The 25,476-nt window shown below is 68.7% G+C and carries 25 protein-coding genes; 20 read left to right on the top strand and 5 right to left on the bottom strand.

What is annotated here, in order from left to right:
* Positions 1-133 precede the first annotated feature (133 nt).
* Positions 134-1,414 (top strand): acetyl-CoA C-acetyltransferase, encoded by a 1,281-nt coding sequence (locus OG801_RS00950; RefSeq protein ID WP_406032977.1) that lies wholly within the window; start codon positions 134-136, stop codon positions 1,412-1,414.
* A gap of 278 nt (positions 1,415-1,692) precedes the next feature.
* Here the strand turns inward: OG801_RS00950 and OG801_RS00945 are convergent, their stop codons facing one another.
* The 4 genes from OG801_RS00945 to OG801_RS00930 all read right to left on the bottom strand — a co-directional run bounded on the left by OG801_RS00945 (position 1,693) and on the right by OG801_RS00930 (position 6,134).
* A complete protein-coding gene (locus tag OG801_RS00945) occupies positions 1,693-2,418 on the bottom strand; it encodes a TetR/AcrR family transcriptional regulator (RefSeq protein WP_355019483.1) in 726 nt (241 codons plus the stop codon).
* 63 nt (positions 2,419-2,481) lie between these two features.
* Positions 2,482-3,945 carry a glycerophosphodiester phosphodiesterase gene (locus OG801_RS00940; protein ID WP_406032975.1) on the bottom strand — a complete coding sequence of 488 codons (1,464 nt, stop codon included), beginning with the start codon at positions 3,943-3,945 and terminating at the stop codon, positions 2,482-2,484.
* Positions 3,946-4,001: 56 nt separating this feature from the next.
* Entirely contained in the window at positions 4,002-5,522 is a 1,521-nt protein-coding gene (locus OG801_RS00935) for an ATP-dependent DNA ligase (protein WP_406032973.1), read from the bottom strand.
* Positions 5,523-5,549: 27 nt separating this feature from the next.
* Positions 5,550-6,134: a TIGR03086 family metal-binding protein gene (locus OG801_RS00930; protein ID WP_406032971.1), complete on the bottom strand. Its 585-nt coding sequence runs from the start codon at positions 6,132-6,134 to the stop codon at positions 5,550-5,552.
* A gap of 52 nt (positions 6,135-6,186) precedes the next feature.
* On the opposite strand from OG801_RS00930, the gene OG801_RS00925 reads away from it, so the two are divergent.
* From OG801_RS00925 to OG801_RS00915, 3 genes are read left to right on the top strand one after another with little or no spacing between them, the layout of a single operon-like run.
* Positions 6,187-6,603, top strand: a complete 417-nt coding sequence (locus OG801_RS00925) for a MarR family winged helix-turn-helix transcriptional regulator (protein WP_406032969.1) — start codon at positions 6,187-6,189, stop codon at positions 6,601-6,603.
* 23 nt (positions 6,604-6,626) lie between these two features.
* Entirely contained in the window at positions 6,627-8,015 is a 1,389-nt protein-coding gene (locus tag OG801_RS00920; RefSeq protein WP_406032967.1) for a serine hydrolase domain-containing protein, read from the top strand.
* Entirely contained in the window at positions 8,012-8,917 is a 906-nt protein-coding gene (locus tag OG801_RS00915) for a DNA-3-methyladenine glycosylase family protein (protein WP_406032965.1), read from the top strand. Before OG801_RS00920 ends, OG801_RS00915 begins: the two co-directional genes overlap by 4 nt.
* Before the next feature lie 19 nt (positions 8,918-8,936).
* Here the strand turns inward: OG801_RS00915 and OG801_RS00910 are convergent, their stop codons facing one another.
* Positions 8,937-10,187 carry a phospholipase D-like domain-containing protein gene (locus OG801_RS00910; protein WP_406032963.1) on the bottom strand — a complete coding sequence of 417 codons (1,251 nt, stop codon included), beginning with the start codon at positions 10,185-10,187 and terminating at the stop codon, positions 8,937-8,939.
* A 377-nt stretch (positions 10,188-10,564) separates the two neighbouring features.
* Between OG801_RS00910 and OG801_RS00905 the strand changes: the two genes are divergently transcribed.
* From OG801_RS00905 to OG801_RS00830, 16 genes are all read left to right on the top strand, one after another.
* The gene (locus tag OG801_RS00905) at positions 10,565-11,296 is read left to right on the top strand and encodes an ABC transporter permease (RefSeq protein WP_305367616.1); all 732 of its coding nucleotides are present in this window, start codon (positions 10,565-10,567) and stop codon (positions 11,294-11,296) included.
* Positions 11,297-11,303: 7 nt separating this feature from the next.
* The gene (locus tag OG801_RS00900) at positions 11,304-12,146 is read left to right on the top strand and encodes an ABC transporter permease (RefSeq protein ID WP_355019476.1); all 843 of its coding nucleotides are present in this window, start codon (positions 11,304-11,306) and stop codon (positions 12,144-12,146) included.
* A gap of 13 nt (positions 12,147-12,159) precedes the next feature.
* On the top strand, positions 12,160-13,302 hold the full coding sequence (locus tag OG801_RS00895) for an MCE family protein (protein WP_355019475.1): 1,143 nt from the start codon (positions 12,160-12,162) through the stop codon (positions 13,300-13,302).
* Positions 13,299-14,399: an MCE family protein gene (locus tag OG801_RS00890; protein ID WP_406032961.1), complete on the top strand. Its 1,101-nt coding sequence runs from the start codon at positions 13,299-13,301 to the stop codon at positions 14,397-14,399. Before OG801_RS00895 ends, OG801_RS00890 begins: the two co-directional genes overlap by 4 nt.
* Positions 14,399-15,388, top strand: coding sequence for an MCE family protein (locus tag OG801_RS00885; protein WP_406032959.1), 990 nt, complete (start codon positions 14,399-14,401; stop codon positions 15,386-15,388). Before OG801_RS00890 ends, OG801_RS00885 begins: the two co-directional genes overlap by 1 nt.
* On the top strand, positions 15,385-16,635 hold the full coding sequence (locus OG801_RS00880; protein WP_406032957.1) for an MCE family protein: 1,251 nt from the start codon (positions 15,385-15,387) through the stop codon (positions 16,633-16,635). The genes OG801_RS00885 and OG801_RS00880 overlap by 4 nt, the downstream gene beginning before the upstream one ends.
* Positions 16,632-17,984, top strand: a complete 1,353-nt coding sequence (locus tag OG801_RS00875) for an MCE family protein (protein ID WP_355019471.1) — start codon at positions 16,632-16,634, stop codon at positions 17,982-17,984. Before OG801_RS00880 ends, OG801_RS00875 begins: the two co-directional genes overlap by 4 nt.
* Positions 17,984-19,261, top strand: coding sequence for an MlaD family protein (locus OG801_RS00870; RefSeq protein ID WP_355019470.1), 1,278 nt, complete (start codon positions 17,984-17,986; stop codon positions 19,259-19,261). The genes OG801_RS00875 and OG801_RS00870 overlap by 1 nt, the downstream gene beginning before the upstream one ends.
* Positions 19,262-19,266: 5 nt before the next feature.
* Complete coding sequence (locus OG801_RS00865; protein ID WP_355019469.1) at positions 19,267-19,854, top strand: hypothetical protein; 588 nt, start codon at positions 19,267-19,269, stop codon at positions 19,852-19,854.
* Entirely contained in the window at positions 19,854-20,717 is an 864-nt protein-coding gene (locus OG801_RS00860; protein ID WP_406032954.1) for a hypothetical protein, read from the top strand. Before OG801_RS00865 ends, OG801_RS00860 begins: the two co-directional genes overlap by 1 nt.
* A 112-nt stretch (positions 20,718-20,829) precedes the next feature.
* On the top strand, positions 20,830-21,333 hold the full coding sequence (locus OG801_RS00855; RefSeq protein ID WP_355019467.1) for a pyridoxamine 5'-phosphate oxidase family protein: 504 nt from the start codon (positions 20,830-20,832) through the stop codon (positions 21,331-21,333).
* A 17-nt stretch (positions 21,334-21,350) separates the two neighbouring features.
* Complete coding sequence (locus OG801_RS00850; protein WP_406032952.1) at positions 21,351-21,545, top strand: ferredoxin; 195 nt, start codon at positions 21,351-21,353, stop codon at positions 21,543-21,545.
* Positions 21,546-21,551: 6 nt separating this feature from the next.
* Entirely contained in the window at positions 21,552-22,439 is an 888-nt protein-coding gene (locus OG801_RS00845) for an SDR family oxidoreductase (protein ID WP_406032950.1), read from the top strand.
* Positions 22,439-23,197 carry a glucose 1-dehydrogenase gene (locus OG801_RS00840; protein ID WP_406032948.1) on the top strand — a complete coding sequence of 253 codons (759 nt, stop codon included), beginning with the start codon at positions 22,439-22,441 and terminating at the stop codon, positions 23,195-23,197. Before OG801_RS00845 ends, OG801_RS00840 begins: the two co-directional genes overlap by 1 nt.
* A 230-nt stretch (positions 23,198-23,427) precedes the next feature.
* Positions 23,428-24,576 (top strand): hypothetical protein, encoded by a 1,149-nt coding sequence (locus OG801_RS00835; RefSeq protein ID WP_406032947.1) that lies wholly within the window; start codon positions 23,428-23,430, stop codon positions 24,574-24,576.
* On the top strand, positions 24,573-25,472 hold the full coding sequence (locus tag OG801_RS00830) for a hypothetical protein (protein ID WP_406032946.1): 900 nt from the start codon (positions 24,573-24,575) through the stop codon (positions 25,470-25,472). Before OG801_RS00835 ends, OG801_RS00830 begins: the two co-directional genes overlap by 4 nt.
* Positions 25,473-25,476: the final 4 nt, after the last annotated feature.

Raw genomic sequence — 25,476 nt, 5'->3', positions numbered from 1 at the left:
TGGACGTGGTCTCTGAGGCGTACGTTGGTATGTTACCGGCCAGTTGTAACTACAGGTGTAACTCGGTGTCCACTTTTCGTGATCTCCCTGACATACCCTTCTCCAAAGCGCTTCATCAGAGAAGGATGAACTCATGACCACCACTCGTCGTGTCGCCATCGTGGGCGGCAACCGTATTCCTTTCGCCCGCTCCAACGGTGCGTACGCGACCGCATCCAACCAGGAGATGTTCACCGCCGTGCTCGACGGCCTCGCCGCTCGCTTCGACCTCGAGGGTGAGCGCATCGGTGAAGTCGCCTCCGGCGCGGTGCTCAAGCACTCGCGCGACTTCAACCTGACCCGCGAGTCGGTGCTCGGCTCCAGGCTGGCCCCCGAGACGGCCGCCGTCGACCTGCAGCAGGCCTGCGGCACCGGCCTCCAGGCCGCGACCTACATCGCCAACAAGATCGCGCTCGGGCAGCTCGACTCCGGTATCGCGGGCGGCACCGACACCACCTCCGACGCGCCGATCGCGCTGGGCGAGAAGCTCCGCAAGGTCCTGCTCGAGGCCAACCGCGCCAAGACCAACATCGACCGGGTCAAGGCCTTCGCCAAGCTCCGCCCCGCCGACGTCATCCCCAACATCCCGGCCAACGTCGAGCCGCGCACCAAGCTCTCGATGGGTGAGCACGCCGCGCTGACCGCACAGGAGTGGGGCATCACCCGCGAGGCCCAGGACGAGCTGGCCGCCGCCTCCCACCAGAAGCTCGCCGCTGCGTACGAGGCCGGCTGGTTCGAGGACCAGATCACCCCGTTCCGCGGTCTGGAGAAGGACAACAACCTGCGCCCGGGCTCGACCGTGGAGAAGCTCGCGACGCTCAAGCCCGTCTTCGGGGTCAAGGGCGAGAACCCGACCATGACGGCCGGCAACTCGACGCCGCTGACCGACGGCGCCTCTGCCGTGCTCTTCGCGAGCGAGGAGTGGGCCGCTTCCAAGAAGCTGCCGGTACTGGCCTACTTCGTCGACGCCGAGGTCGCCGCTGTCGACTATGTCGCCGGCGGCGAAGGCCTGCTGATGGCTCCCGCCTACGCCGTCCCGCGCCTGCTCGCCCGCAACGGCCTTACCTTCGACGACTTCGACTTCTTCGAGATCCACGAGGCGTTCGCATCGCAGGTCCTCTCCACCCTCGCCGCCTGGGAGTCCCCGGACTTCTGCAAGGACAAGCTCGGCCTCGACGCCCCGCTCGGCACCGTCCCGCGCGAGAAGCTCAACGTCAAGGGCTCCAGCCTCGCCGCCGGCCACCCCTTCGCCGCCACCGGCGGCCGGATCATCAACAACCTCGCCAAGCTCCTCGATGAGAAGGGCTCCGGCCGCGGACTGATCTCCGTCTGCGCCGCAGGTGGTCAGGGCGTAGTCGCCATCCTGGAGAAGTAACCCTCACGCTGAGGCGACCAGAGCCAGCCGAGGCGTCACCCCGGTCGGCCGATACGTCACTCCCGTCGGCCGAGTTGACACCCGACTGCCAGCTCGGCCGACGTACGTGACGCCTCGGCCGTTGCTAGCCCGCCGAATCGGTAGAAGTGGCGGCCGAGAATGTCGTTGTGGGCGACGAAGTTCGAGTTTCGTCGCCCACAACTGCAATCTCGGCGCCCACAACTGACGTCTCGACCGTCGTGCGTGACGTCTCGGGCGACGTACGTGACGGCTCGGCGTTATTTGGCGGTGAGGGCCAGGGCGGAGGTGACGAGGAAGTCGCGGACCTGGTCGGGGGAGACGGAGCCGACGGTGGGTACGCCGGGGGCGGACTCGGATACCAGGATGCCGACGCGGGCGAGCTGGAGGGCGCCGAGGCCGGAGGCGTAGAGGGTGTTGGCGAGCAGATTGGCGTCCTTGACGTGGAGCTCGCCGGAGGCGGCGCCGTCCTCGAAGACCGTGGTGAGGATGGTGAGACAGCCGTTCATCGCCCGGCCCAGGCGGAACAGGGCGCTCTCGGAGAGCTCGTCGAGCAGATCGGAGCCGCTGCGGCGCATCAGCGTCTGGGCGCAGTCGACGAAGGCGGGATGCTCGATCCCGTAGTCGACGAAGGTGCCGACGACGTCGCGGACCACGTCGGTGGGGGCGCTGTCGCCCTCGGTCGCGGAGAGCATCCGCTCGCGGAGCTCGTCGAGGTAGCCGACCAGGGTGAGCGCGAAGATCTCGTCCTTGCCGGTGAAGTGCCGGTAGACGATCGCGCGGTTGATGCCGACCGCCTTGGCGATGTCCTCGATCTGGGCGTCGCTCACTCCGCGCTCGTCGAAGAGCTTGCGGGTGGCGGCGACGATGTCTGCCTCGCGGGCACGGCGTCGGGCGGCGGCGGCCGAGCGGCGTCCGTCGGACTCGGTGCCGCGGGCCGAAGCGGAGCCCGAGGCGGAGTGGGGACTGGTTGATCGGGTGCTCACCAAGCACACTGTACGCGGTGTGCAACTCGGAGTTGCACTGTGAGTGTCAGTCCTCACATCCGCCTAGTGGAGCAGTGCGCGACGAGCACCGGCGACGTCATCGGTGGTGACGTAGTCGACCCCCGCGACCGCGGCGCGGAGCACAGAAGCGGTGCCGACCGCCGGCCAGGTGCCGACCTCGGCTCCCTGGTTGCGGTAGCGGTCCACGAGGGCGGCGTCGAGCAGCCGGGTGTGGAGGTGCACCTGGGTGAACTCGCCATCGTGGAGGTCTGCGGGGTCGGGCTCGTCCTTGACGGCGACCGTCTCCATCCCGGTCCGCTCGAAGCCGGGGAAGTCGAAGTGGCTCGCCTCGAAGCTCATGAAGATCGCCTTGTCGCCGTGGCTCTTCCTGGAGACCCAGTCCGGACGCAGCGAGACGACCTTGCGGTAGAGCGCGCGCATCTCGGCGGCACTCTCGCCCTTGAGTTCGACCACGAGCCGGACCCGGTGGGCGTGGAGCCGCTCGGCCGACTCGATGGCGTCGAAGGTCTCCTCGATGGTCGGCACCCGGACACCCCGGAACTGCGGCCCCATCCACGAGCCCGCGTCGAGCGACTGCACCTCGGCGAGGGTGAACTCCCGCGGGCTCGCCCTCCGGCGCTCGGGGAAGCGGGCCTCGACATCGGTCGTACGCCTGAAGTCGCCGTCGTGCAGCAGCACCCACTCGCCGTCGGCCGTCGGCTGGAAGTCCATCTCGATGTAGTCGGCCCGCTGCCGCACGGCGCTGCGGAACGCGTCCAGGGTGTTCTCCGGATGGTTGAGCGAGTCGCCGCGCCAGGCCATCACCCCGACCGGCCGGCTTCCGAGGGCGTAGACGGCCGCCGAGGACCCCACGAACGCCGGCGCCCCGTGATGCGCCCGGGCGACCGTCCGGAACCGCGTCTTCGCCACCTCCCGGGTCCTGAAGACGTACGTCGCATGGCCGGTCGGGCCGGTGGTGAGGTGGGCGACGTTCGTCCATCCGTTGCCGCTGGCGCGCTGGAGGGTGAGGACCCGTCCGGGGCGGGCCGGAGCGGCGAAGAGGGCGAGTCGGACCGCGCTCCCGGCGCGCACCGACCTCGCCATGCTGGTCGTGACGGCCTGCTGCTGCCCGAAGAGCGTACGCGGCGCCGAGACCCGCTCGGCCCAGTTCCGCCCCTCACGCTCGACGCCGGGGGCGAGGACCCGCCATCGCATCCTCCATGAGGACTGGCTCACGACGAAGGAGTAGTGACCGGATTGTGCGGCGAACTGCTTCTGCACGGGTTCCCAGTCGCCGTCGTGGTAGCGCTGCAGCCGGACCACCCGGCTCACGCCGGGCCCGAGCGAGCCGCTCAGCCTGAACGACTCACCCAGGATCGGCCGGGAGACGCTGGCGGTCGGCGCGGCGACCGAGAGCTCGGTGGAGGCGCCGGTGGCGGCTGAGGCCGGGTTGACGGCGGCGGGCCCCAGGATCAGCGTCAGCGCCGCGAGGATCGCAACCAGGCGGGCATAGGCGTGTGGGGGCACGCGCAGTGAGGTTAAAGGATCGATCGGGGCCACCTGCACCCGGTATCCCGATTAGGTCACTGAAGATACATTCTGACGGTATCAATCGTGTCGGCCTCTGCCGGCGACTTGTCCTCGCGATACCGCACGACCCGGGCGAACCGCAGCGCGACGCCGCCCGGATAGCGCGTCGAGCGCTGCACCCCGTCGAAGGCGATCTCGACCACCTGCTCGGGGCGGACCTTCACCTGCCAGTCGTCGGTGCCCCCGACGGCGAGCTCGGTGAAACGCTCGGTCTGCCACGCCAGCATCTGGTCGGTCATGCCCTTGAACGTCTTGCCGATCATCACGAACTCGCCGTCGGCGCCCCGGGCGCCGAGGTGGATGTTGGAGAGCCAGCCCTTGCGGCGTCCCGAGCCCCACTCGATGCCGATGACGACCAGGTCGAGGGTGTGGACGGGCTTGACCTTGATCCAGCCCGAGCCGCGCCGCCCCGCCTCCCAGGGCAGGCCGACCCCCTTGACGACGACGCCCTCGTGGCCGGCGGCGAGCACGTCGGTGGCGAACCGCTCCGCCTCCTCGGTGTCCACCGTGACCAGCCGCGGCGCCCGATGCCGCTCGGGGACGACCCGGTCGAGCTCGGTGAGGCGCTGGTCGAGGGCCAGGTCGATGAGGTCGCGGCCGTCGACGTGGAGGATGTCGAAGAAGTACGGCGCGACGACCGTGTCGGCCGCCGACCGGGTCGCGGTGCGCGAGGCGGTCTCCTGGAACGGCCGCGGGCGCCCATCGGGGCCCAGCGTCATCGCCTCGCCGTCCAGCACGAGCGTGTCGGCCGGGAAGGAGGCGACGATCTCGGCAACCTCGGGCAGCCGCGCGGTGATGTCCTCCAGGGTGCGGGTCGCGATGCGTACCTCCGAGCCCGACTTGTGGGCCTGGATCCTGATGCCGTCGAGCTTCGTGTCGACCACGACCGCCTCGCCGAGCTTGGCCATGGCCTCCTCGACCGAGCCCGCCGACGAGGCGAGCATCGGCAGCGCGGGCCGCCCCACGACCAGGCCGACCTCGGCGAGCGCCTCCTCACCGTCGAAGGCGAGCCCAGCGACCACCACGGTCGAGCCGGCCAGCATCGCGGCGCGGCGTACGGCGGGCAAGGGCACCCCGGCCGCCACCGCGAGCGCTTCCTGCACGAGCGAGTCGAGAGCCCCCTGACGTACCTCTCCGGTGATCACGCCCCGCAGCCACACCTGCTCCGCGGTCGTCGCCGCGCCGAAGAGCGTCTCGGCCTCGGCTGCCCGGGCGACCTGCGAGCCCGAGCCCGCCAGCAGCGACATCCGCTCGAACGCCTCGTGCACGTCGCTCACCGTGAGCGTCGCCTCCGCCGCGGGCGAGGGGAGCGTGGTGAGCGAGCGCCACCCCAGTCCCGTACGTCGCTGCAGCAGTGTGCCGGCGAGGTAGGCGGTCACCACCGGCAGCTCGTTGCGCGTGGCCGCGCCGAGGCACTCCGCCAGCGCGGCGACCTTCGCCTTCCGCGACCGGGTCGCGGCGACGGCGTTCGAGGTGGAGACGATGTCGGCGAGCAGCATGCTCCCAGTGAACATCACGCCTCCGACACTTTCCCAGGAATCCTAAGCGGCCGCCTGGTGGTCCGGATCGCGCCCGAGGAGGCGCAGCGCGTCGTTCCATGGGTCTTCGCCCTGCTCGGCGAGCGGCGCGGCGAACACCGGTGTCCCACCCGGTCTTGAGGCGATCTGCCGGGCCATGTCGAGGACGAAGGTGACGGTGACATCTGCCGGCCGGTAGGTCTTCCCGAGCGCCGTCGCGACGTCCCAGGCGTGCACGGCGGCGTCGAGGAGCTGCATGCCCAGTGCGACCGCGACGGTCGGGCGGAAGCCGAACTCGGCGAGGTGCACGGTCGCCTCCGGGTCGGCGGCGCCGAACGCGTTCCGAACCCGGGTGGCCGAGTCCTGCCACGTCCGAGCGACGTCGTCGCCGGCGACCGGCACGGACTCGTACGCACCCACCGGCGCGTCGCCGTCGGTGACCGCAGCGGCGAAGCCGAGGTTCTGTCCGACCATGTGGCCGAACAGGTCCGCGAGGTCCCAACCCGCGCACGGGGTGGGAACCGTCAGGTCGCCGGCCCCGGAAGCCAGCACCGTGATGTCGTCGAGGGCGCGGTCATAGGCAGTGAGCATCTCCGCAAAAGTAAGCATGCGTAGATCGTAAGCAATTGTAGATGATATGTCGAGCGGTTAGGATTCTGCGGTGGATCGACCCGAGCTCGGCTTCCTGCTGTCCCGTCTCATGCGCGAGGTGATGGCCCGCGAGAAGCCGATCCTCGACGCCGCGGGTCTGGAGATGTGGGACTACGCGGTGCTGAGCGCGCTGGCCGACTCGGACGCGCCCACCCAGGCGCAGCTCGCCGCCACGACCGGCCGCGACAAGACTCGCCTGATCGGCAACCTGGACCGCCTCGAGGCCCAGGGCATGGTCGCGCGCGAGCCCGACCCGGCCGACCGCCGCAACCGGATCGTGTCCCTGACCCCGGCCGGCTCTCGGGTCCTCCGCAGCTGCCGCGACGCCATCGGGGCTATGGAGACCGAGCTGCTGGCCGACCTCGATCCGGCCGACCGGGCGGCGTTCGAGCGCGCACTGACCGCACTCGCCGACACCGAGCGCTGAGCCGCCCCGCCTATCCTCGCCCCATGTCGCTCGCTACCGCCCGCTCCTGGATCGAGTCCGAGCTGCCCGCCCTGCTGGCGCGTCGCCACGTGCCGGCGGCGGCTGTCGGGGTGCTCCGGGACGGCCAGGTCATCGACCACGCCTGCGGCATCCTCAACCTCGAGACCGGTGTGGAGGCGACCACCGACTCGCTGTTCCAGGTCGGCTCGATCACCAAGCTGTGGACCACCGACCTGGTGATGCAGCTGGTCGACGAGGGCCGGGTCGGCCTCGACGACGAGATCAGGCGCCACCTGCCTGGATTCGCGGTCGCCGACGAGGAAGCGACCGCGACGATCACGATCCGCCAGCTGCTCTCCCACACGGCCGGCTTCGAGGGCGACATCTTCACCGACCACGGGCCGGGCGATGACGCGGTCGAGCGGTTCGTCGCGTCCATGGGCGACCTGCCGCAGATCTTCGCCCCGGGGGAGCGGTTCTCCTACTCCAACGCGGGCTTCGCTGTGCTCGGACGCCTGGTGGAGGTGCTGCGCGGCACCACCTGGGACCGGGCGCTCCAGGAGCGTCTCGCCGCCCCGTTGGGTCTCACCCACATCGCCACCACGGCCTACGACGCGATCAGGTTCCGTGCGGCGATGGGCCACATCGACCCCACTCCCGACCATGTCCTGCGACCGGGACCGGCCTGGGGGATGGCCCGGGCCAGCGGACCGGTCGGCGCGATGCTGTCGATGCGCGTACGCGATCTGCTCGGCTTCGCCGCCATGCATCTCGACGGCGGGACGGCACCTGACGGCACCCGCGTTCTCTCGGCGGCCTCCTGCGCCGAGGTGCTCACCCGACAGGTCGACCATCCCGCATCAACTCGATCCGACGCGCGCGGTCTGGGCTGGTCCCTCGACGACATCAGCCAGGGGCTCGTCGGCCACGACGGCCAGACGATCGGGCAGTCGGCCTTCTTCCGGATGGTGCCCGAGCACGGGCTGGCGGTCGCGCTGCTCACCAACGGCGGCGACACCTACGGGCTCTACCACGACGTCGTCGGCCACCTTCTCGACGACCTCGCGGGCGTCCGGATCGCGCCAGACCCGGTGCCGCCGCCGCAGCCGCCCTCCGGCTTCGACGCCGGCCGGCTCCTCGGCACCTACCGCGCCCGAATCGTCGACTGGACGCTGCGCCAGAACCCTGACGGCCGGCTGTGGGTCGAGGAGATCCCCGGCCCCGAGGGCGTCGCCATCGGCGACGAACCGCAGAGCTACGAGGTCCTTCCGTACGCCACCGACCAGGTCGTCACCGCCGACGCCCTCCACGGCGTACACCGTGTCTTCGGCTTCACCGGCCGCGACCCCGCCGGCCGGGCGACCCATCTGACCACCAGCCGGGTCTTCCCGCGGGCTAACCTCGGGATATGAGCGCGCAGCGGACGGTCCGTCCCGGCTACGCCGTCGGCCTCGCCTCGATGCTGCGGCCGCTTCGGCGTGGGCTGGGCGACCCGACGTACAAGATCCTCGGCGAGGACCACTGGCGAGCCATCCGTACGCCACAGGGCCCCGCCACGCTCAGGCTGCGCCAGCGCGAGGCCGAGGTGGAGTCCGAGGCCTGGGGCGAGGGTGCGGAGTGGGCGCTGGAGCACGTCCCCGGACTGCTGGGTGCGAACGACCGCCCCGAGGAGTTCCACACCGACGACCCGCTGCTCGCGGGCCTGCTGGAGCGCTTCGAGGTGCCACGCTTCGGACGTACGGGACTCGTGATGGAGGCGCTGGTGCCCTCGATCATCGAGCAGAAGGTGACCAACAACGAGGCGTTCCGCGGCTTCGGAAACCTGGTCAGGCGCTTCGGTGAGGTCGCCCCCGGCCCGGGAGCCGATCACGGGCTGCGCCTGCAGCCGACACCCGAGAAGCTCCGGGCCATCCCCAGCTGGGACTGGTTGCGCCTGCCGGTCGATCCGGCCCGGTCCAAGGCTGTCCTCCAGGCCGCCCGGGTCGCGACGGCGGTCGAGCGGACCGCCGGTCTCCCGGGTGAGGAGGTCGAGCGGCGGCTCACCACCATCCCGGGCATCGGGGAGTGGACCGTCGCCGAGGTGCGGCAGCGGGCGCTCGGCGACCCCGACGCGGTCAGCTTCGGTGACTACCATCTGGCCAAGGACGTCGGCTGGGCGCTGACCAACGAGGCCTGGGACGACGACCGGCTACGCGACTATCTGGAGCGGTTCCGCCCGCATCGTGCTCGTGTGGTCGCCCTCATCTACCGCGGTGCCGGGAAGCGGCCTCGTCGGGGCCCCAAGATGTCGCCGCGGACACACCTGCCTTCTTGAGTGCCGACTCGGCAAGCCTTCAGAGCAGCGGTCGCAGGGGAGTGAGGACCAGCTCGGTGAACTTGCGGTGGATCTCGCGGGAGGCCCACTCGTCGGCGGTCAGCTCGATCGCGTTGGACTCGTCGCGGGCGAAGATCTCCTCCATCTGCTTGGCGACGTCGCGGTCGAAGATCTCCAGGTTGATCTCGTAGTTGCCGGTCAGCGAGAGCCGGTCGATGTTGGCGGTGCCGACCGTCGACCAGAAGCCGTCGACGGTGGCGGTCTTGGCGTGGATCATCGCGTCCTTGAACCGCAGGATCCGCACTCCTGAGCCGAGCAGCTGGGAGAAGTAGCCGCGCGAGATCCAGTCGACGACGATGTGGTTCGACTTCAGCGGCAGCAGGATGCGTACGTCGACCCCGCGCTGCGCCGCGGCCTTGAGCGCGTCCACGAAGTCCTCGTCGGGGACGAAGTAGGCGGTGGTCAGGTAGATGTTGCGGGAGGCGCGGTTGATCGCCTCGAGGTACATCGACCGGATCGGGAACATCCACAACCGGGGCACGTTGCGGTGGAACCGGAGATCGGGTTCCCACGACGGTGCGGTCTCGATGAGCAGCGGCCCCTCGGTGTCGTTGCTGTGGGTCAGCGGGTGCGGCCGCCGCCGGTTGAGGTTCCAGAAGTCGGCGAACGCGCGGCGCAGGTCCCAGACGCCGGGGCCGGTGATGCGCACGTGCGTGTCGCGCCACTCGGTGGCGTACGCGGTCCCGATGTTGTAGCCGCCGACGAACCCGACCGTGTCGTCGACGACCAGGATCTTGCGGTGGTCGCGTCCGTAGCGGGAGAGGTCGAAAAAGCGCCACCCCGCCGCGTAGGTGGGATAGCGCAGGACGTGCATCCCCTCGGGGAAGCGCTTGAACCGGGAGGGCACCACGAGGTTGGCGAGCTCGTCGTAGATGCAGTAGACGTCGACGCCTCGTTCGGTCGCCGAGGCCAGCGCCTGCTTGAACCGCTGGCCGACCTCGTCGCCCTTCCAGATGTACGTCTCGAGGAAGATCTGCTTCTTCGCGCCGTCGATGGCGGCGATCATGTCCTCGTAGAGGTCGTTGCCGAACGTGTAGGTGGTGACCGTGCCGTCGCCGACGCTGTTGGTCAGCGGTGGCGTCACCGGGAACGGCTTGCCCCTGAGGCCGCGCTTTCCTCGGGTGCGGTAGCCGTCGACGAGGCTCATCACGACAGCCAGCGCCACCGGCACGCCGAAGACGGCGAGGAGCAGGCGGCGTAGGAACCTCATGACGCCCCCCGGCGACAGTCTCATCACAGTCCCCAATCTAACTGGCTCAGCGCGGCGAGACACACCGGTGCGGACTTCTGGCCCCGTCGAGGGCTCCGACGCGTGCGATCGCACGTTCAGGCCCAGCATGCGAGAGCAGGCCTTCTCCGACCGTGGCGCAGGGGTGGCGGATCCTGTGATCCGCGTCACCTACCGACGGGTAAGTCGTTGTGCAGGAATACCTCCCACCCTGTTCCCGGGCATGTCGCGGCGGGTCGTTGCCCTCAGAACTGAAACATGTTCTACTACAGGCTTGAAACGTGAGCCGAGTCACAAGACCACGCGAAAGGTGAAGGATGGCAGTGCAGTTCGCATCGCTGGTCCGAGGTGTCGGCGGGATGGGCCTGATGACCGGAGAGGTCGTCAAGGGGACGTTCACGACCAAGTTCCAGATGCGGGAGTTCCTCGAGCAGGCCTGGTTCATCACGAGCGTCACGTTGCTGCCCGCGGTGCTGGTCTCGATCCCGTTCGGGGCGGTCATCTCGCTACAGGTCGGCAACCTCGCCGGCCAGCTCGGAGCACAGTCGTTCGCGGGGGCGACGGCGGTGCTCGCGGTGGTCAGGGAGGCGGCGCCGATGGCGGCCGCGCTGATCATCGCCGGGGCCGCCGGGTCGGCGATCTGCTCCGACATGGGATCGCGCAAGATCCGTGAGGAGATCGACGCGATGGAGGTGCTGGGCATCGACCCGGTGATCCGGCTGGTGATCCCGCGGGTCCTCGCGTGCCTGTTCGTCTCGGTGATGATCAACGGGATCGTGATCGCGACCGGCATCGGTGGCGGCTACTTCTTCACCGTGATCGTCCAGGGCGGCTCGGCCGGTGCGTTCCTGTCGAGCTTCACCGCGCTGGCCAGCCTTCCCGACCTCTACATCTCGATGGTCAAGTCGGCCCTGTTCGGGTTCCTGGCGGCGATCATCGGCGCCTACAACGGCCTCAATGCCCAGGGTGGTCCCAGCGGCGTCGGCCGAGCGGTCAACGAGGCCGTGATCATCGCGTTCATGATGCTGTTCGTCCTCAACTCCATCATGACCGCTGTCTACTTCCAGATCGTTCCTCAGGACGGGTTGTGATCCCCCGGTGACCAACACGATTGCCCAGGTGGGCAACCAGATCGTCAAGGAGCAGCGCCATGCCGTCGAGGGCTATGGCGACCAGCTGCTCTTCTACGTCAAGGCCCTGGCCTGGGCGCCCCGCACCATCCGCCGCTACAAGCGGGAGGTACTCAACATCCTGGCCGAGGTCGCCTTCGGCGCCGGTGGCCTGACGATGATCGCCGGCACCGTCGGCGTGATCGCGTTCATGGCCTTCTTCGCGGGCTCCGAGGTCGGCATCCAGGGCTACGCCAGCCTGAGCCAGATCGGTGTCGCGAAGTTCTCCGCTTTCATCTCGGCGTTCTTCAACACCCGCGAGGTGGCTCCGCTGATCTCCTCGATCGCGCTGGCCGCGACCGTCGGCTGCGGCTACACGGCGAGGCTGGGAGCGATGCGGATCTCGGAGGAGATCGACGCGCTCGAGGCGATGGGCGTGCCGAGCCTTCCCTACCTGGTCACCACCCGGATGATCGCCGGGTTCCTGGCCGTCATCCCGCTCTACATCGTCGCCCTGTGCGCCTCCTACCTCAGCCCGCGGCTGATCACGACGCTGATGTACGGGCAGTCGGGCGGGACGTACGACCACTACTTCCTGGCGTTCCTGCCACCGATCGACATCCTCTACAGCTTCCTGAAGCTGATCATCCTCGCGGTCGCGATCATCCTGATCCACTGCTACTACGGCTACACCGCCTCCGGCGGCCCGGCCGGGGTCGGCATCGCGGTCGGCAAGGCGATCCGTACGTCCATCGTCACCGTCGTGGTCGCGGACTTCTTCCTGAGCTTCGCGATCTGGGGCTCGACGACCACGGTCCGGATCACGGGATGAGGTGGGCAGCCAGATGTTGATGGGCATCCAGCGCGACACCCGCGCCGAGCACACCAAGCTCTTCGTCTCCGGGATCGCCTTCACGGTGACCCTCGCCCTGCTGGTCACGCTCTGCATCGCGATCTACCAGAAGGCGTTCGTGCAGTTCACCACCGTCAGCGTCGAGGCCGACCGGGCCGGCCTGCAGCTGCCGCGCTACGGCGACGTACGCATGCACGGAGTCATCGTCGGCCAGATCCGCGAGATCAACCAGGACGGCAAGAAGGCCGTCATCGAGCTCGGTCTGGAGCCGGAGCAGGCCGAGCAGATCCCCGCCAACGTCAGCGTCGCGATCAAGCCGACGACGCTGTTCGGGCAGAAGTATGTCGAGTTCATCGACCCCGAGGGGGAGCGGACCGGCGCGCTGAGCGACGGCACCGTGATCCCCGCCGACCGGGTCCGCACCAGCGTCGAGCTCGACGTGATCCTGGCCCGGCTCTTCCCGCTGCTGAAGTCGATCCGTCCACAGGACCTCAACAGCACCCTGCACGCCCTCGCCACCGCGCTCTCCGGCAACGGGGAGAAGCTCGGCGAGACCATGGTCCAGCTCAACGACTACCTCGAAGAGATGAACGTCCACCTCCCCACACTCGAACGCGATCTCGAGGACATGGCCGACGTCGCCGAGACGTACTCCATGGCCGCGCCCGACCTGGTCAAGGTCCTCGAGAACACCACGACCACCGCCAACACCGTCACCGAGCAGCGCGCCCGCCTGGGCGGCCTGCTCACCTCCGTGACCGGAGTCGCCGACACCTCCAAGAACCTGCTCGCCGAGAACGAGAAGGCGATCAGGTACGAGACCGAGCTGGCGGTGCCGCTGCTCAAGCTGCTCTCCGACTACTCGCCGGAGTACACCTGCCTGCTCAAGGGCCTCGACGACTACACCGAGCTGCTGGCGACCGTCTTCCAGCAGAACCGCGTGCGCCAGACCATGGTCCTCGACGGCACCCAGAAGCCGGCGTACGGCCGTGACGACCGCCCCGAATGGGGCGAGATCGGCCACGGCCCGTGGTGCGACGGCCTGCCGAACCCACAGGTGCCGGCCGGCCCGAACGAGCTGGAGAACGGCACCGAGGACGTCCCGTGGGCACCAGGGAACGGGGGTCTGCAGTGAACAAGCGCGATCTGAAGACCACGGTCGCCGGGACCAAGCTGGTGATCTTCACCGTTCTCTCGATCCTCGTCACCGGCACCCTGGCCTCGATCATGGGCAACGTCGGCTTCGGCGACCGGGTGCCCTACCGGGCCGAGTTCACGACCGCCTCGGGTCTGAGCGAGGGAGACGATGTACGCGTCGCCGGCATCACCGTGGGTGAGGTGCTCGCCGTCGAGATCGAGGGTGGCGACCACGCGATGGTCACCTTCCGGGTCGACAGGACGGTGCCGCTGACGACCGCCAGCGGCGCCCAGGTGCGCTACCTGAACCTCGTCGGCGACCGCTACCTGGCGCTCACCCAGGACGCCGGCTCCCAGGAGACCGGGTCCGACGCGACCCCGTTGCGCCAGGGACAGGCCCTCGCGATGGCCAACACCACTCCGGCGCTCGACCTGACCGAGCTCTTCAACGGCTTCCAGCCGCTCTTCCAGGCGTTGCAGCCCAAGGACGTGAACAAGCTCTCGCTCAACCTGATCCGGGTGCTTCAAGGGGAGGGCGGCACGGTCGCCAGCCTGCTGTCCGAGACGGCCGAGCTGACCAGCGCCCTGGCCGAGCGCGACCAGCTGATCGGCGACGTGATCACCAACCTGTCCAAGACGCTCCACACCGTCAACGAGCACCACACCGAGCTGGCCGAGCTCATCCAGCAGCTCAGCGGCTGGATGAAGGACCTGGCGCGCGACAAGGAGGCGATCGGCGACTCGATCTCCTCGATCGGCGACCTCACCGACGAGCTGGCCGGGCTGCTCACCGACGTACGCCCGTTCCTCAAGGAGGACATCAAGCAGCTCAAGCGGGTGGTGGACATCCTCAACAAACCGGGCAACCAGAAGCTGCTCGACAAGACGCTCGAGCGGCTCCCTGAGACCCTCGAGTCGCAGGCGCGGATCGGTAGCTACGGCTCCTGGTACAACTACTACCTCTGCGACCTCGACTTCTCGATCAAGCTGCCCTCGCTCGGTGAGCTGCTCGACAACTCGCCCGCCGTCAAGGCGATCCAGAAGCAGCTCGACAACGTGGCCTTTTACAGCCGGGCCGAGAGGTGCAAGCTCTGATGGCGCATCACAGCGACACCCAGCTCAAGCGCACCGGCGTGATCACGATCGTCGTGATCGCACTGGCGCTCACCGCTGCGTTCAATCTGCGCAAGCTGCCGTGGTTCGCCGGCACCACCTACCAGGCCGAGTTCTCTGACACCAGCGGCCTGCACGTGGGCAACCGGGTGGAGATCGCGGGCATCCGGGTCGGCCGGGTCAGCGACATCGAGATCGAGGGCGCCAAGGTGGTCGTCTCGTTCTCGGTCGAGGGCACCGAGATCGGCCATCGCAGCGAGGCCTCGATCGGCGTGCTCAACCTGCTGGGGGAGAAGTACCTCGACATCACTCCGCAGGGCGGCCGCACGCTCGATGCCGGCTCGAAGATCCCGCTGGCCCGCACCAGCGCCGGCAGCGACATCGTCGGCACGTTCGGTGATCTCGCCGAGACGACCGAGGCGATCGACACCCAGCAGCTGGCCAAGGCGCTGACCACGATGTCGGGCACGCTCGACAAGGCCGGGCCCGAGGTACAGGGCGCCTTCCAGGGCATCGCCGCGCTCTCCCAGACGATCGCCGCCCGCGGCGACGAGCTGGAGTCGCTGCTGCAGGATGCCGAAAAGGTCGTCCAGCTCGTCAACCAGCGCAAGCAGGACATCGTCAGCGTGATGGAGAACGGCGACCAGGTCTTCGCCGAGCTCATCCAACGCCGCCAGGCGATCCACCAGCTGCTGGTCAACGCCACCGCCCTGGCCGAGCAGCTGCAGGCCCTGGTGAAGGAGAACCAGAAGCAGATCGGGCCCGCGCTGGACGCGCTCAACCAGGCGCTGAATTTCCTCAACGCCCGCGACGAGGACCTGACCAAGACCATCCAGAACTACGGGCCGTACGCGTCGATCCTGATCAACATCATCGGCACCGGCCCCTGGTTCGACGCCTACCTCGCCAACCTGACCGGCATCGTGAGCGGCGAGTTCGTGCCCGGACGACGACCAGGGATCGTGGAATGACAAAGAACTTCTGGGGCCGAAAGTGGGCCGCGCTGCCGATCGCGCTCGTGCTGATGTGCGGGCTGCTGCTCGTCTCCGAGGTCGCGTCGCCCGACACCAAGATGGTGACCGTCAGCTTCCCCCAGGCGGTGAGCGTCTACGAGGGCTCCGACGTGGTCATCATGGGCGTCAAGGTCGGCAAGGTCGCCTCGCTGGAGCCGAAGGGCGACCACGTGAAGGTCGTGATCGAGTACGAGAGCGACTACAAGCTCCCTAAGGACGTGAAGGCGGCGATCGTCACCCCGACGCTGGTCGCCGACCGGTTCGTGCAGCTGACCCCGGCCTACACCGGCGGGCCGGCCATGGCCGACGGCGGTGAGATCCCGATCGAGCGTACGGCGGTCCCGGTCGAGCTCGACCGCATCTACGCCAGCCTCTCCGAGCTCACCACTGCGCTGGGACCCAACGGGGCCAACAAGAACGGCGCGCTGAGCGACGTCCTGCGTGAAGGCGCCGACGCCCTGGAGGGCAACGGCAAGATCGGCAACCAGGCGATCGCCGACATGTCCGAGGCAGCCCAGGTGCTCGGCGGCAACTCCGAGCAGCTCTTCAGCACCCTCTCCCAGCTCTCCGAGGTCACCCGCACGCTGGCCCGCAACGACGACACCACCGAGAAGTTCCTGACCGACCTCGGGACCGTCTCCACCCAGCTGGCAGGGGAGAGCGACGAGCTCGACCAGGCGCTCGCCGCGATCGCGCAGGCGGTGAAGGTGACGAAGTCCTTCGTCGAGAACAACCGCGACGCCCTGGTCGGCGACGTCAAGGAGCTCAACAAGACGCTCAACATCCTGGCCAAGGAGAAGGAGACTCTCGGCACCGTCATCGACCTGGCGCCGCTCGGGATCGGCAACCTGGCCGAGTCCTTCGACCCGGCGTCGGGCTCGGTCGGCTTCCGGCTGCAGGTCGGGCCGATCGGGTCGGATCTGTCCAACATCCTCTGCATGGTCGTGGAGAACGACAAGATCCCGGGGGCCAAGGAGATCTGCGCACTGTTCAAGGCGCTGCTGCCGACCGGGTCGACCGCGCCGGTGGGCAAGGCGCTGACCGACGCCGCTGCACCCACCGACCGTGACACCGCCACCGGGCTGCCGCTCGACACCGGCACCCAGTCCAAGCAGCCGGAGGTGGAGCCCGAGGTGGTCACCCAGGGCGGCATCACCGAGCTCAGCGGCTCGCTCCAGGAACTGATGTCGGGAGGCAAGAGATGAGGACGAGAGTCTTCCTGGCCATGGTCGGCCTCGTCGCGATGGCGAGCGGGTGCGGCGTACAGGCCTATGACCTGCCGCTTCCCGGCAAGGAGGTCGGCGAGGGCGACGGCTATGTCGTCACCGCGGAGTTCAACGACGTCGTCGACGTGGTGCCTCGCACCAAGGTGATGGCCAACGATGTGCCGGTCGGTCAGGTCGACAAGGTCGAGCGGGAGGGCTGGCACGCGAAGGTCACCATGACCCTGCGCAAGAACATCGAGCTCCCGGCCGACGCGCTGGCCAACGTACGCCAGACCAGCCTGCTCGGGGAGAAGTACATCGCCCTGGTGGCGCCCGAGGGGTCCACCATCGCCAGCGCCGGCAGGCTGGGCGACGGCGCCACCATCGGCCTGGACCGCACCAACCGCAACCCCGAGGTCGAGGAGGTGCTCGGCGCGCTCTCCTTCCTGCTGGCAGGCGGCGGCGTCGGGCAGCTGAAGACGATCAGCGACGAGCTCAACACCATGATGGACGGGCGCACCGGTGACATGCGGGCGCTGCTGGGCAACCTGGAGACCACGGTCGCCTCGCTCAACCAGCAGAAGGGCTCGATCATCAAGGCGATGGAGCAGGTCGACCGGCTGACCCGCACCCTCAACAAGGAGTCCGAGAAGATCGAGGCGGCCATCGACTCCTTCGGGCCGGCGCTCGAGGTGCTCCGCCAGCAGCACGCCGACCTGATGAAGATGATGAAGGCGCTCGACCGGCTCGGTGTCGTCGCGACCCGGGTGATCAACCAGAGCGGCGCCAACCTGACCACGGCGCTGGACGAGCTGGCACCGACGCTGCGCGAGCTCGCCGACGCCGGTGACTCGCTGCCGCGCGGCCTGATGATGGCGGCCAGCTTCCCGTTCCCCGAGAACGCGTCGGGGCTGGCGATGGGTGACTACTCCAACGCGCTGTTCCACATGGATCTCGACCTCGGCAAGCTGGTCGGCAGCCTCACCAACGGCGAGTCGAGCGGCATCATCCCGCAGGTCTTCCAGATCTGCCTGTCCTACTCCAAGGGCTGCGAGGCGATCCAGCCGCTGGCCAAGGCGCTGTGCGACCTGACCAACCTGCAGCTGGTCTGCTCGGTGGTCGGCAAGGAGGACACGGCGGCGAAGCCGGGGGAGAAGACGCCGAAGCTGCCCGACATCTCCGACCTGCTGCCCAAGAGCTCGACCTCGACCAAGACGCCGGGGCTCAACGACCTGGTGCCGGAGATCGCCGAGGGCCTCTCGAGCCCGACCGACGCCGAGTCGCCCACGGCCGAGCCGACGACCGGGGGCCTGGCCGGCCTCCTCGGACTGCTGGGAGGCGGCAGCTGATGACACGGAGCGTCCGGAACAAGCTGGTCATCTTCCTCATCCTCGCCGCGGTCGGGATCTTCTACGTCTCGGCTGCCTACCTCGGGCTCGTCGACCGGGTCCTGGGCCGCCACGTCGAAGTCTCGGTCGACCTGCCCGCCTCTGGTGGCCTCTACGAGGGCAGCGAGGTCAACTACCGCGGCGTCGGCATCGGCCGGGTCGCCTCGATGACCGTCACCGATGAGGGCGTACGCGCCGAGCTGGAGCTCGACCCCGGCACCGAGGTGCCGCGGGACGCCGAGGTGGAGGTGCACAACCTCTCGGCGGTGGGGGAGCAGTACATCAACTTCATCCCCGAATCCGCCTCTGGGCCCTACCTCGCCGAGGGCGACGTCGTGACCGCCGGGCCGGAGTCGATGCCCGGCACCACCGACGAGCTGCTCACCGAGCTGAACAGCTTCACCACCTCGATCAACGGCGAGGACCTGAGCACCGTCGTCGCCGAGCTCGGCACGCTGTTCCGCGGCAACGCCGAGAACCTGCGTACGCTGCTCGACTCGGGCTCCACGCTGGTCGACCAGGCCTCCGCGCATCAGAAGGAGACCGTGCGGCTGCTCAACACCAGCCAGACCGTGCTCCAGACGCAGAAGGAGCACAGTGGCGACATCCGGGAGTTCGCCGACGGGCTCGAGGAGGTCACCGCGACGCTGGACAAGCGCGACCCGGAGCTGCGCGAGATCCTGCAGGGCGGCGAGGCGACCGCGGTCCAGGTGCAGTCGCTGCTCGACGGTCTGCAGCCGCTCCTGCCGGTCTTCCTGGCCAACCTCAGCACCGTCAACGAGGTGCTCACCGCCCGGCTGCCCGCGATCGAGCAGACCCTGGTGACCTTCCCGCGCGTCGTGGCGACCGGGTGGACCGGCTCGCCCGGTGACGGCTACGGTCACCTGTCGATGGGCTTCGTCTACACCACGCCGCCGTGCCAGGAGGGCTACAAGCCTGCCGACCAGTGGATCCCCGGCACGGTGATGGAGGACCAGCCGCTCTATCCGGCCAAGTGCACCGACGAGCGCGCCCAGCCCGGCTACGAGGGCGACAACCCGATCATGCAGCGCGGTGTCAACATGGTGCCCGAGCCCGAGGGCGTGGGTAAGTACGTCACGACCTACGACCCGAAGACCGGGCGCACCAAACTTCCCGATGGAAAGACGGTCACGATGTCCACCCCGACCGATGACGGAGGCCTGGTCTCCGCCCTGTCCGACGATTCCTGGCGATCGATGATCCTGGGAGAGGAGTGAGCCCGGTGCCTGAACCTGTCGAATCGGCCAACAATCCCCTCGATGTGAAGCTCTCGGTCGCCAGACTGGGGCGGGTCAACACCGTGCTCGCGGCGGTGGTGGTGGTCCTGGTCGTGCTGGCCGCGGCCGTCTTCATCGGCGGCGCCCGGGTGCTGCCCTGGACGACGCCCGCCGAGGCCGCGGCCGCCGACTACGACGAGGTGAAGGCGGTCGCCGAGGACGGCGTGATCGCCTTCCTCGATGTCGACTACCGCGACATGGACCCGCGGATCCAGGCCGTCAAGGAGATCTCCACCGGAACCTTCGGCAAGGAGTACACCGCCATCGCCGAGCAGATCCGGCAGGCCGCGATCCCCGCCCAGACCATCTCCAAGGGCAAGGTCAAGCAGGTCGGCATCCGCGCGATCGGGTCGAAGAAGGCGGTCGTGCTGGTCGCCGTGGACTCGGTCGTCACCAGCAGCCAGACCGCTGAGCTGAAGAAGAGCGACACCTGCCCCTACGAGGGTGCGCGGTGCTCGAAGTACCGCTTCAAGGTGTCGCTGGCCAAGACGAAGGACGGATGGCGCATGTCCGACCTGGCAGGAGTCAACTGATGACAGGCGTACGAGCGAACGGATCGGTCTCCACCGGTCAGAAGGAGTGCCCCTTCTGCGCGGAGACGATCAAGGCGGCCGCGATCAAGTGCCGTTACTGCGGGTCCGACCTGCTTCCTCCGGCCGATGAGCAGGACAAGGACGTACGTGACCAGGTCGCTGCTCCGGAGGAGAGCGAGGTCGGCGCGGCGGAGCCCGAGGACGCCGAGACCGACACCGCAGAGCCTCAAGCTGAGGTTGAGGGTGAGAGTGATTCCGAGGAGCGCGCCGGGCTCGCCGAGCGGTGGCTGGGTGACGGGAGTCGGGTGCTGACAGCCGTTCTCGGCGTACTCGTCCTGGTGGCCGGCGGTCTGCTGTGGCTGGCCGTCGACATGGCGTCGAACGACGACGTGGCGCCGAGTGGTGAGCTGACCGCGGCCGGGTCCAGAGCGGCGATCATGGAGCACTCGGTCGACTTGGCGCAGACGGTGATGTCCTATCAGGCCGCCAGCGCGGAGAAGGACATCGCGGCGGCGAAGAAGCTGATGACGCCGGCGATGCAGAAGGACTACGAGAAAACGCTGCCCGGCGAGGACAAGCGCAAGGAGCAGGCCGACCTCGGTATCAAGGTCGACGCCGAGGTGGCGCCGCTCTCCGAGGAGGGTGCGAAGGCGGCCGAGGAGGGCAAGGCCTGCGTCGACGAGGACTGTGCCGCCTCCATCATCTCGGCCACCGAGGAGTCCGCGAAGGTGCTGCTCTTCGTCAACCAGAGCGCGACCGCGCCGAAGACGAAGAACACCGTGGTCAGCCCGACCTGGGAGGTGCTGACGCTGGTCAAGGACGACGGCGGCTGGCTGATCTCCGAGATGAAGGCCGCCTCCTAGTCGAAGCGGAGCCTGAGGCGGAGGGCCTAGTCTCACCATGAGGTCCCGCCAAGGGATCACTCCACCCTGATATGGTAGAACGTGTTCTAGTTTCACTGCTCGAGGAGGGCACATGGCCGGCTCACGCCAGTCCGTACAGCTGACCGACGCCGAGATCGAGGACTTCCTCGGCTCGCAGATGAAGGTGCAGGTCGCGACCGTCGGTCCCGACGGCGCTCCGCACCTGACCACGCTGTTCTACGTGCTCGACGAGGGCAGGATCGTCTTCTGGACCTACGGGCCGTCGCAGAAGGTTCGCAACCTACGGCGTGACCCGCGGGTCACCTGCCTGGTCGAGGACGGCGTCGACTACTTCGAGCTGCGCGGGGTGAGCATCACCGGGCGGGCGAGACTCGTCGAGGACTACGACGAGATCAAGGGCATCGGGTTGCGCGTGATGACCCGGATGGCCGGTGGAGCCGACCTGGGTGAGCTCGGCGAGGACCTGGTCTCGAAGCAGGCACACAAGCGCGTCGGCATCGTCATCGAGCCCGACAAGGTCGCAAGCTGGGACCATCGCAAGCTGGGCGCGCTGCCCGGCCAGGGCTCTGTTGATGACGGCTCAACGACGGCGTAAGGACAAAGGAGACGGACATGGCAAAGGTGATCGCGGACTTCGACCTGTGCGAGTCCAACGGGATGTGCGAGGCGTTCGCTCCCGACGTGTTCGAGATCGATGACGACGACTACCTGCAGATCGAGGACCCGTCGGTGACCGACGAGAACCGTGGCCGCATCGAGCAGGCCGTGGCCGGCTGCCCCAAGGCGGCCCTGAGGATCGAGGAGTAGCACCACGTGAGCGTTGACCTGGATGGAAGAATCGCGATCGTCACCGGAGCCGGAGCGGGTCTGGGCCGCGCCGAGGCGGTCGCCCTGGCCCGGGCCGGTGCCCGGGTAGTGCTCAACGACCTGCCGGGCGCCGCCGAGGAGGCGGCCGAGGAGATCCGCGGGTTCGGTGGCGAGGCGGTGATCGCGGCCGGCGACGTGAGCGAGCGTGCCACGGCAGACGCGATGATGGCCGCCGCCGTCGACGACCTCGGCGGGCTCGACATCGTGGTCAACAACGCGGGCATCACCCGCGACAAGATGCTCTTCAACATGTCCGACGAGGAGTTCGACCTCGTCGTAGGCGTGCACCTCCGCGGCCACTTCCTGCTGACCCGCAACGCCTCGGCCCACTGGCGCTCGGTCGCGAAGTCGACGGGCGCACCGGTGGACGCCGCGGTGGTGAACACTTCCTCGGAGGCGTTCCTGTCCGGGCCTCCCGGACAGGCCAACTACGGTGCCGCGAAGGCGGGGATCACCGCGCTGACGATGTCGACGGCGCGCTCGATGGGCCGTTCCGGCGTACGCGCCAACGCGATCTGCCCGCGGGCCGCGACCGCGATGACCGAGGGCGTGCTCTCGGGCGACTCCTACGGGCCCGAGCACGTCGCGCCGCTGGTCACCTACCTCGCCTCGCCGGCTGCCGCCGCGATCACCGGACAGGTCTTCGTCGTCTACGGCGGGATGATCGCCGTCCTCGCGCCACCCACGGTGGCCGAGCGCTTCGACAACGCCGCCTGGGACCAGGACTCGCTCGACAAGCAGGTCGGCGGCTGGTTCGCCGACCGTGACCCCGCGGCCGGGTTCTCGGCCGACTCGATCATGCAGCTGAAGCTGAAAGACCTAGAGGAGCAGTGATGGCACGTCTCGAGGGCAAGACCGCGATCGTGACCGGTGGTGCGCAGGGACAGGGAGCCGCCATCGCGCGCGCCTTCGTCTCCGAGGGCGCCAAAGTGGTGATCGCCGACGTGGCCGACGAGCCCGGAAAGCTGCTCGCCGAGGAGCTGGGGGAGTCCGCGCTCTTCGTGCACCACGATGTGAGCTCGGAGGAGTCCTGGACGGCGCTCGTGGCCGAGACCGCCGAGACGTACGGCCCGGTCAACGTCCTTGCCAACAACGCCGGCATCCTGCGCTTCGGCGAGATCCTGACCCAGCCGGTCGAGGAGTTCGAGCTGCTGTGGCGGGTCAACACCCTCGGCTGCTTCCTCGGGATGCGCTCGGTGATCTCGACGATGAAGGAGAACGGCGGCGGCTCGATCATCAACGCCTCCTCGATCGAGGGCCTGGCCGGGATGGCGTTCGTGGCCGGCTACACCTCCACCAAGTTCGCCATCCGCGGCATGACCAAGGCCGCCGCCCTCGAGGTCGGCCCCAGCGGCATCCGGGTCAACTCCGTCCATCCCGGAATGATCGACACCTCCATGACCCGCGGCGTCGGCGCCGACGACGCCGCCATGGAGTTCGGTGCCTCGAAGGTCGCTCTCAAGCGTGTCGGCCACCCCGCGGACATCGCGCCCCTTTACGTCTACCTGGCCTCCGACGAGTCCAGCTTCGTCACCGGCGCCGAGATCGCCATCGACGGCGGCGCCACCGCCACCCACGCCTTCGGCGGCTGACCCACCCCGCCCGAAGCGTCCCCCGCGTCGGCCGAGGCGTCACGTACGTCGGCCGAGACGTCACTGCGGTGCCATCTCGGCCGACGGGAGCGACTTCTCGGCGTAGGTGAGTCGGCCACGCGGGAGGCTCGTCTCCGGCATACTGCGACGCGAAGTTTTTCAGTCACCGGGGACGAACCGAAAGCCAACAGAACTTGTCTCGACGACGCAGTGCGTTCGCCACTCTGGCCGTGATCGCCGTCTTTGCCTGGTTCTACTCGTTCGCGTTGGCGGTCCCGATCAACACCGGCAGCGTGTCCGCGCTCTGGCAAGCGCGCGGGCATGCGTGGTTCGGGGCGTTCCTGGCCCGGGTGCTCGACGGCCTGTCGTTCCTCTGGGGATCGGTGGTCAGGTACGAGTACGCCGTCGCGCCCGAGTCCGCGTGGCCGGTGCTGGTCTTCGTCGTCCTCCTCTCCGTGTTGGTCTACGCGAGCCTCCGAACCGGAGCGGACGGCGCCTATGCAGTTGCCGGCCGAGTGTTGGGTGCGTCCCTTCTGGCGGGCGGACTCACGAACCTGTTCGTCATCCTCGGGGCCGCCAAGGCATCACCCGACGGGGCCGCGACGTTGTCGGCGATGGTGTGGTCGCTCCCCGACGACGGGATCTGGCTCGGCCTCAGCCTCGGACTGGTCGGCGGCGTGGTGGCGGCGCACGTGGTGACGTTGGCCCAGCTCACGGCCGCTGCTGTGGAACACGGCGAACGTGACGACGAGCCAGCGACGGCGGAGACGCCGAGACTGAGCCGTGCGCAGGGACGAGTGCGGGCCGTTCGGGTCGCGACCTGGGGCGCGCTTCCGACGCTGGCTCTCGCGCTCGTCGGCGGCTTCGCCTGGGACTACGGTCCCGATGCCTACTCCGACGCCACCGTCAGTGCGCGTCAGGCCTGGGTGCACCTGGTCTGGTTCGCCCATACCAGCCTCGCGGCGCCCGATGACCCCTACTCGCTCGGCGGCACGTTCGACACGTTGATCTGGCTACCGCGCACGCTGAGCTCGGTCGTCCTGGTGGCACTCATCTGGCTCGCGATCCGCCTGGTGGTGGCTCGCTGGCAACGCGGCGCGGAGCCGAGCGTACTCGGCGTCGTCATGCGGTGCTGGGGTATGGTCGCGGTGCTCGCCGTGGTCGTGGGCCTGGTCGAAGGAGCCATCTTCCCGGTTCTCGAGCTCGGCCCGCCGGCCTACACCCGGGCGTTCGACAACGTCGCCGACGCGCTTCGCTTCGCTGCCTGCTTCGGCTGGGCGACCGGGGTCGCCGTGGCGCTCGCGCTTCGGCTTTCCGGCGGATCCGTGACTGAGCCGGAGTCGGCTGAGCGTCTACCCGAGGGGAGCATGGGCCGATGACCAAGCAGAGGGCTGAGGAGCCCGAGGAGGCCGCGACGGAGGCCGCGACGGAGGCGCCGACACCGGCCGGCGACGTACGCCGACGGGGTGTGTTGCCGTGGACGGTGTCGCTGCTGAAGAAGCCGACCGCCTGGGTCGTCGGCCTGGTCCTGGTCTCGCTGGGGGCGACGTTCGGCTCCGGCCTGCAGAATCTCTTCACCGGGCTCCTGCCCGAAGGCTGGAGCGATCCGGGCAAGGGCATCCAGCTGGTGGACGTGCGCAGGCAGGCGATGAGCGGGCCGGTGCTGATCCCGGAGGGTGCACGCGCCGCGCCGTTCGAGAACGTCGACCAAGCGATGAGCGCGGTCAACGATCTTGACTGGCAGGCGAAGTACGACTGGTATGCCGTCGGAAACGTGACCTGGGAGGTCACCCTGGTCGGCCGGCACAGTGAGGACGTGGTGATCACCGATCTGCGGCCCAAGCGTTCCGGACCGTGCACGTCGATCCTGCGCCAGGGCACGGTCGTGGAAGACATTCGCCAAGGTGGAGGGGGAGACAAGATCCTGCTACGGACGGACGTGAGCGCGCCGGTGCCGGCGCTGACCTCGGAGAAGGACGGTTCGCCCTACTTCACCACCCGAACGGTGATCCTCTCCAAGGGGGAGACGGTGGTCATCCCGATCACCGCGACGAGCTCGGGGCCGACCTGCCGCTGGGTGCTCGAGGTCGACTACGTCGACCATGGCAAGCGCGAGACGATGACCATCAAGGCTCCTGGCGGCCGCGAGTTCGGGATCACCGGCACCGCCGAGGGGCACCCCTATGCGCTCACCTGGAGCGTGAGCTGCGCACGGGCGATGAGGCCGGAGGACTGGGCTGCGCTCAAGAAGGACCAGGACTACTGCCCGAGGTGACCTT

This window comes from Nocardioides sp. NBC_00163 (assembly GCF_045206295.1).
GTDB lineage: Bacteria > Actinomycetota > Actinomycetes > Propionibacteriales > Nocardioidaceae > Nocardioides.
Note: the sequence above shows the minus strand (reverse complement) of the source record. Positions and strands in the feature narration are given on the sequence as shown.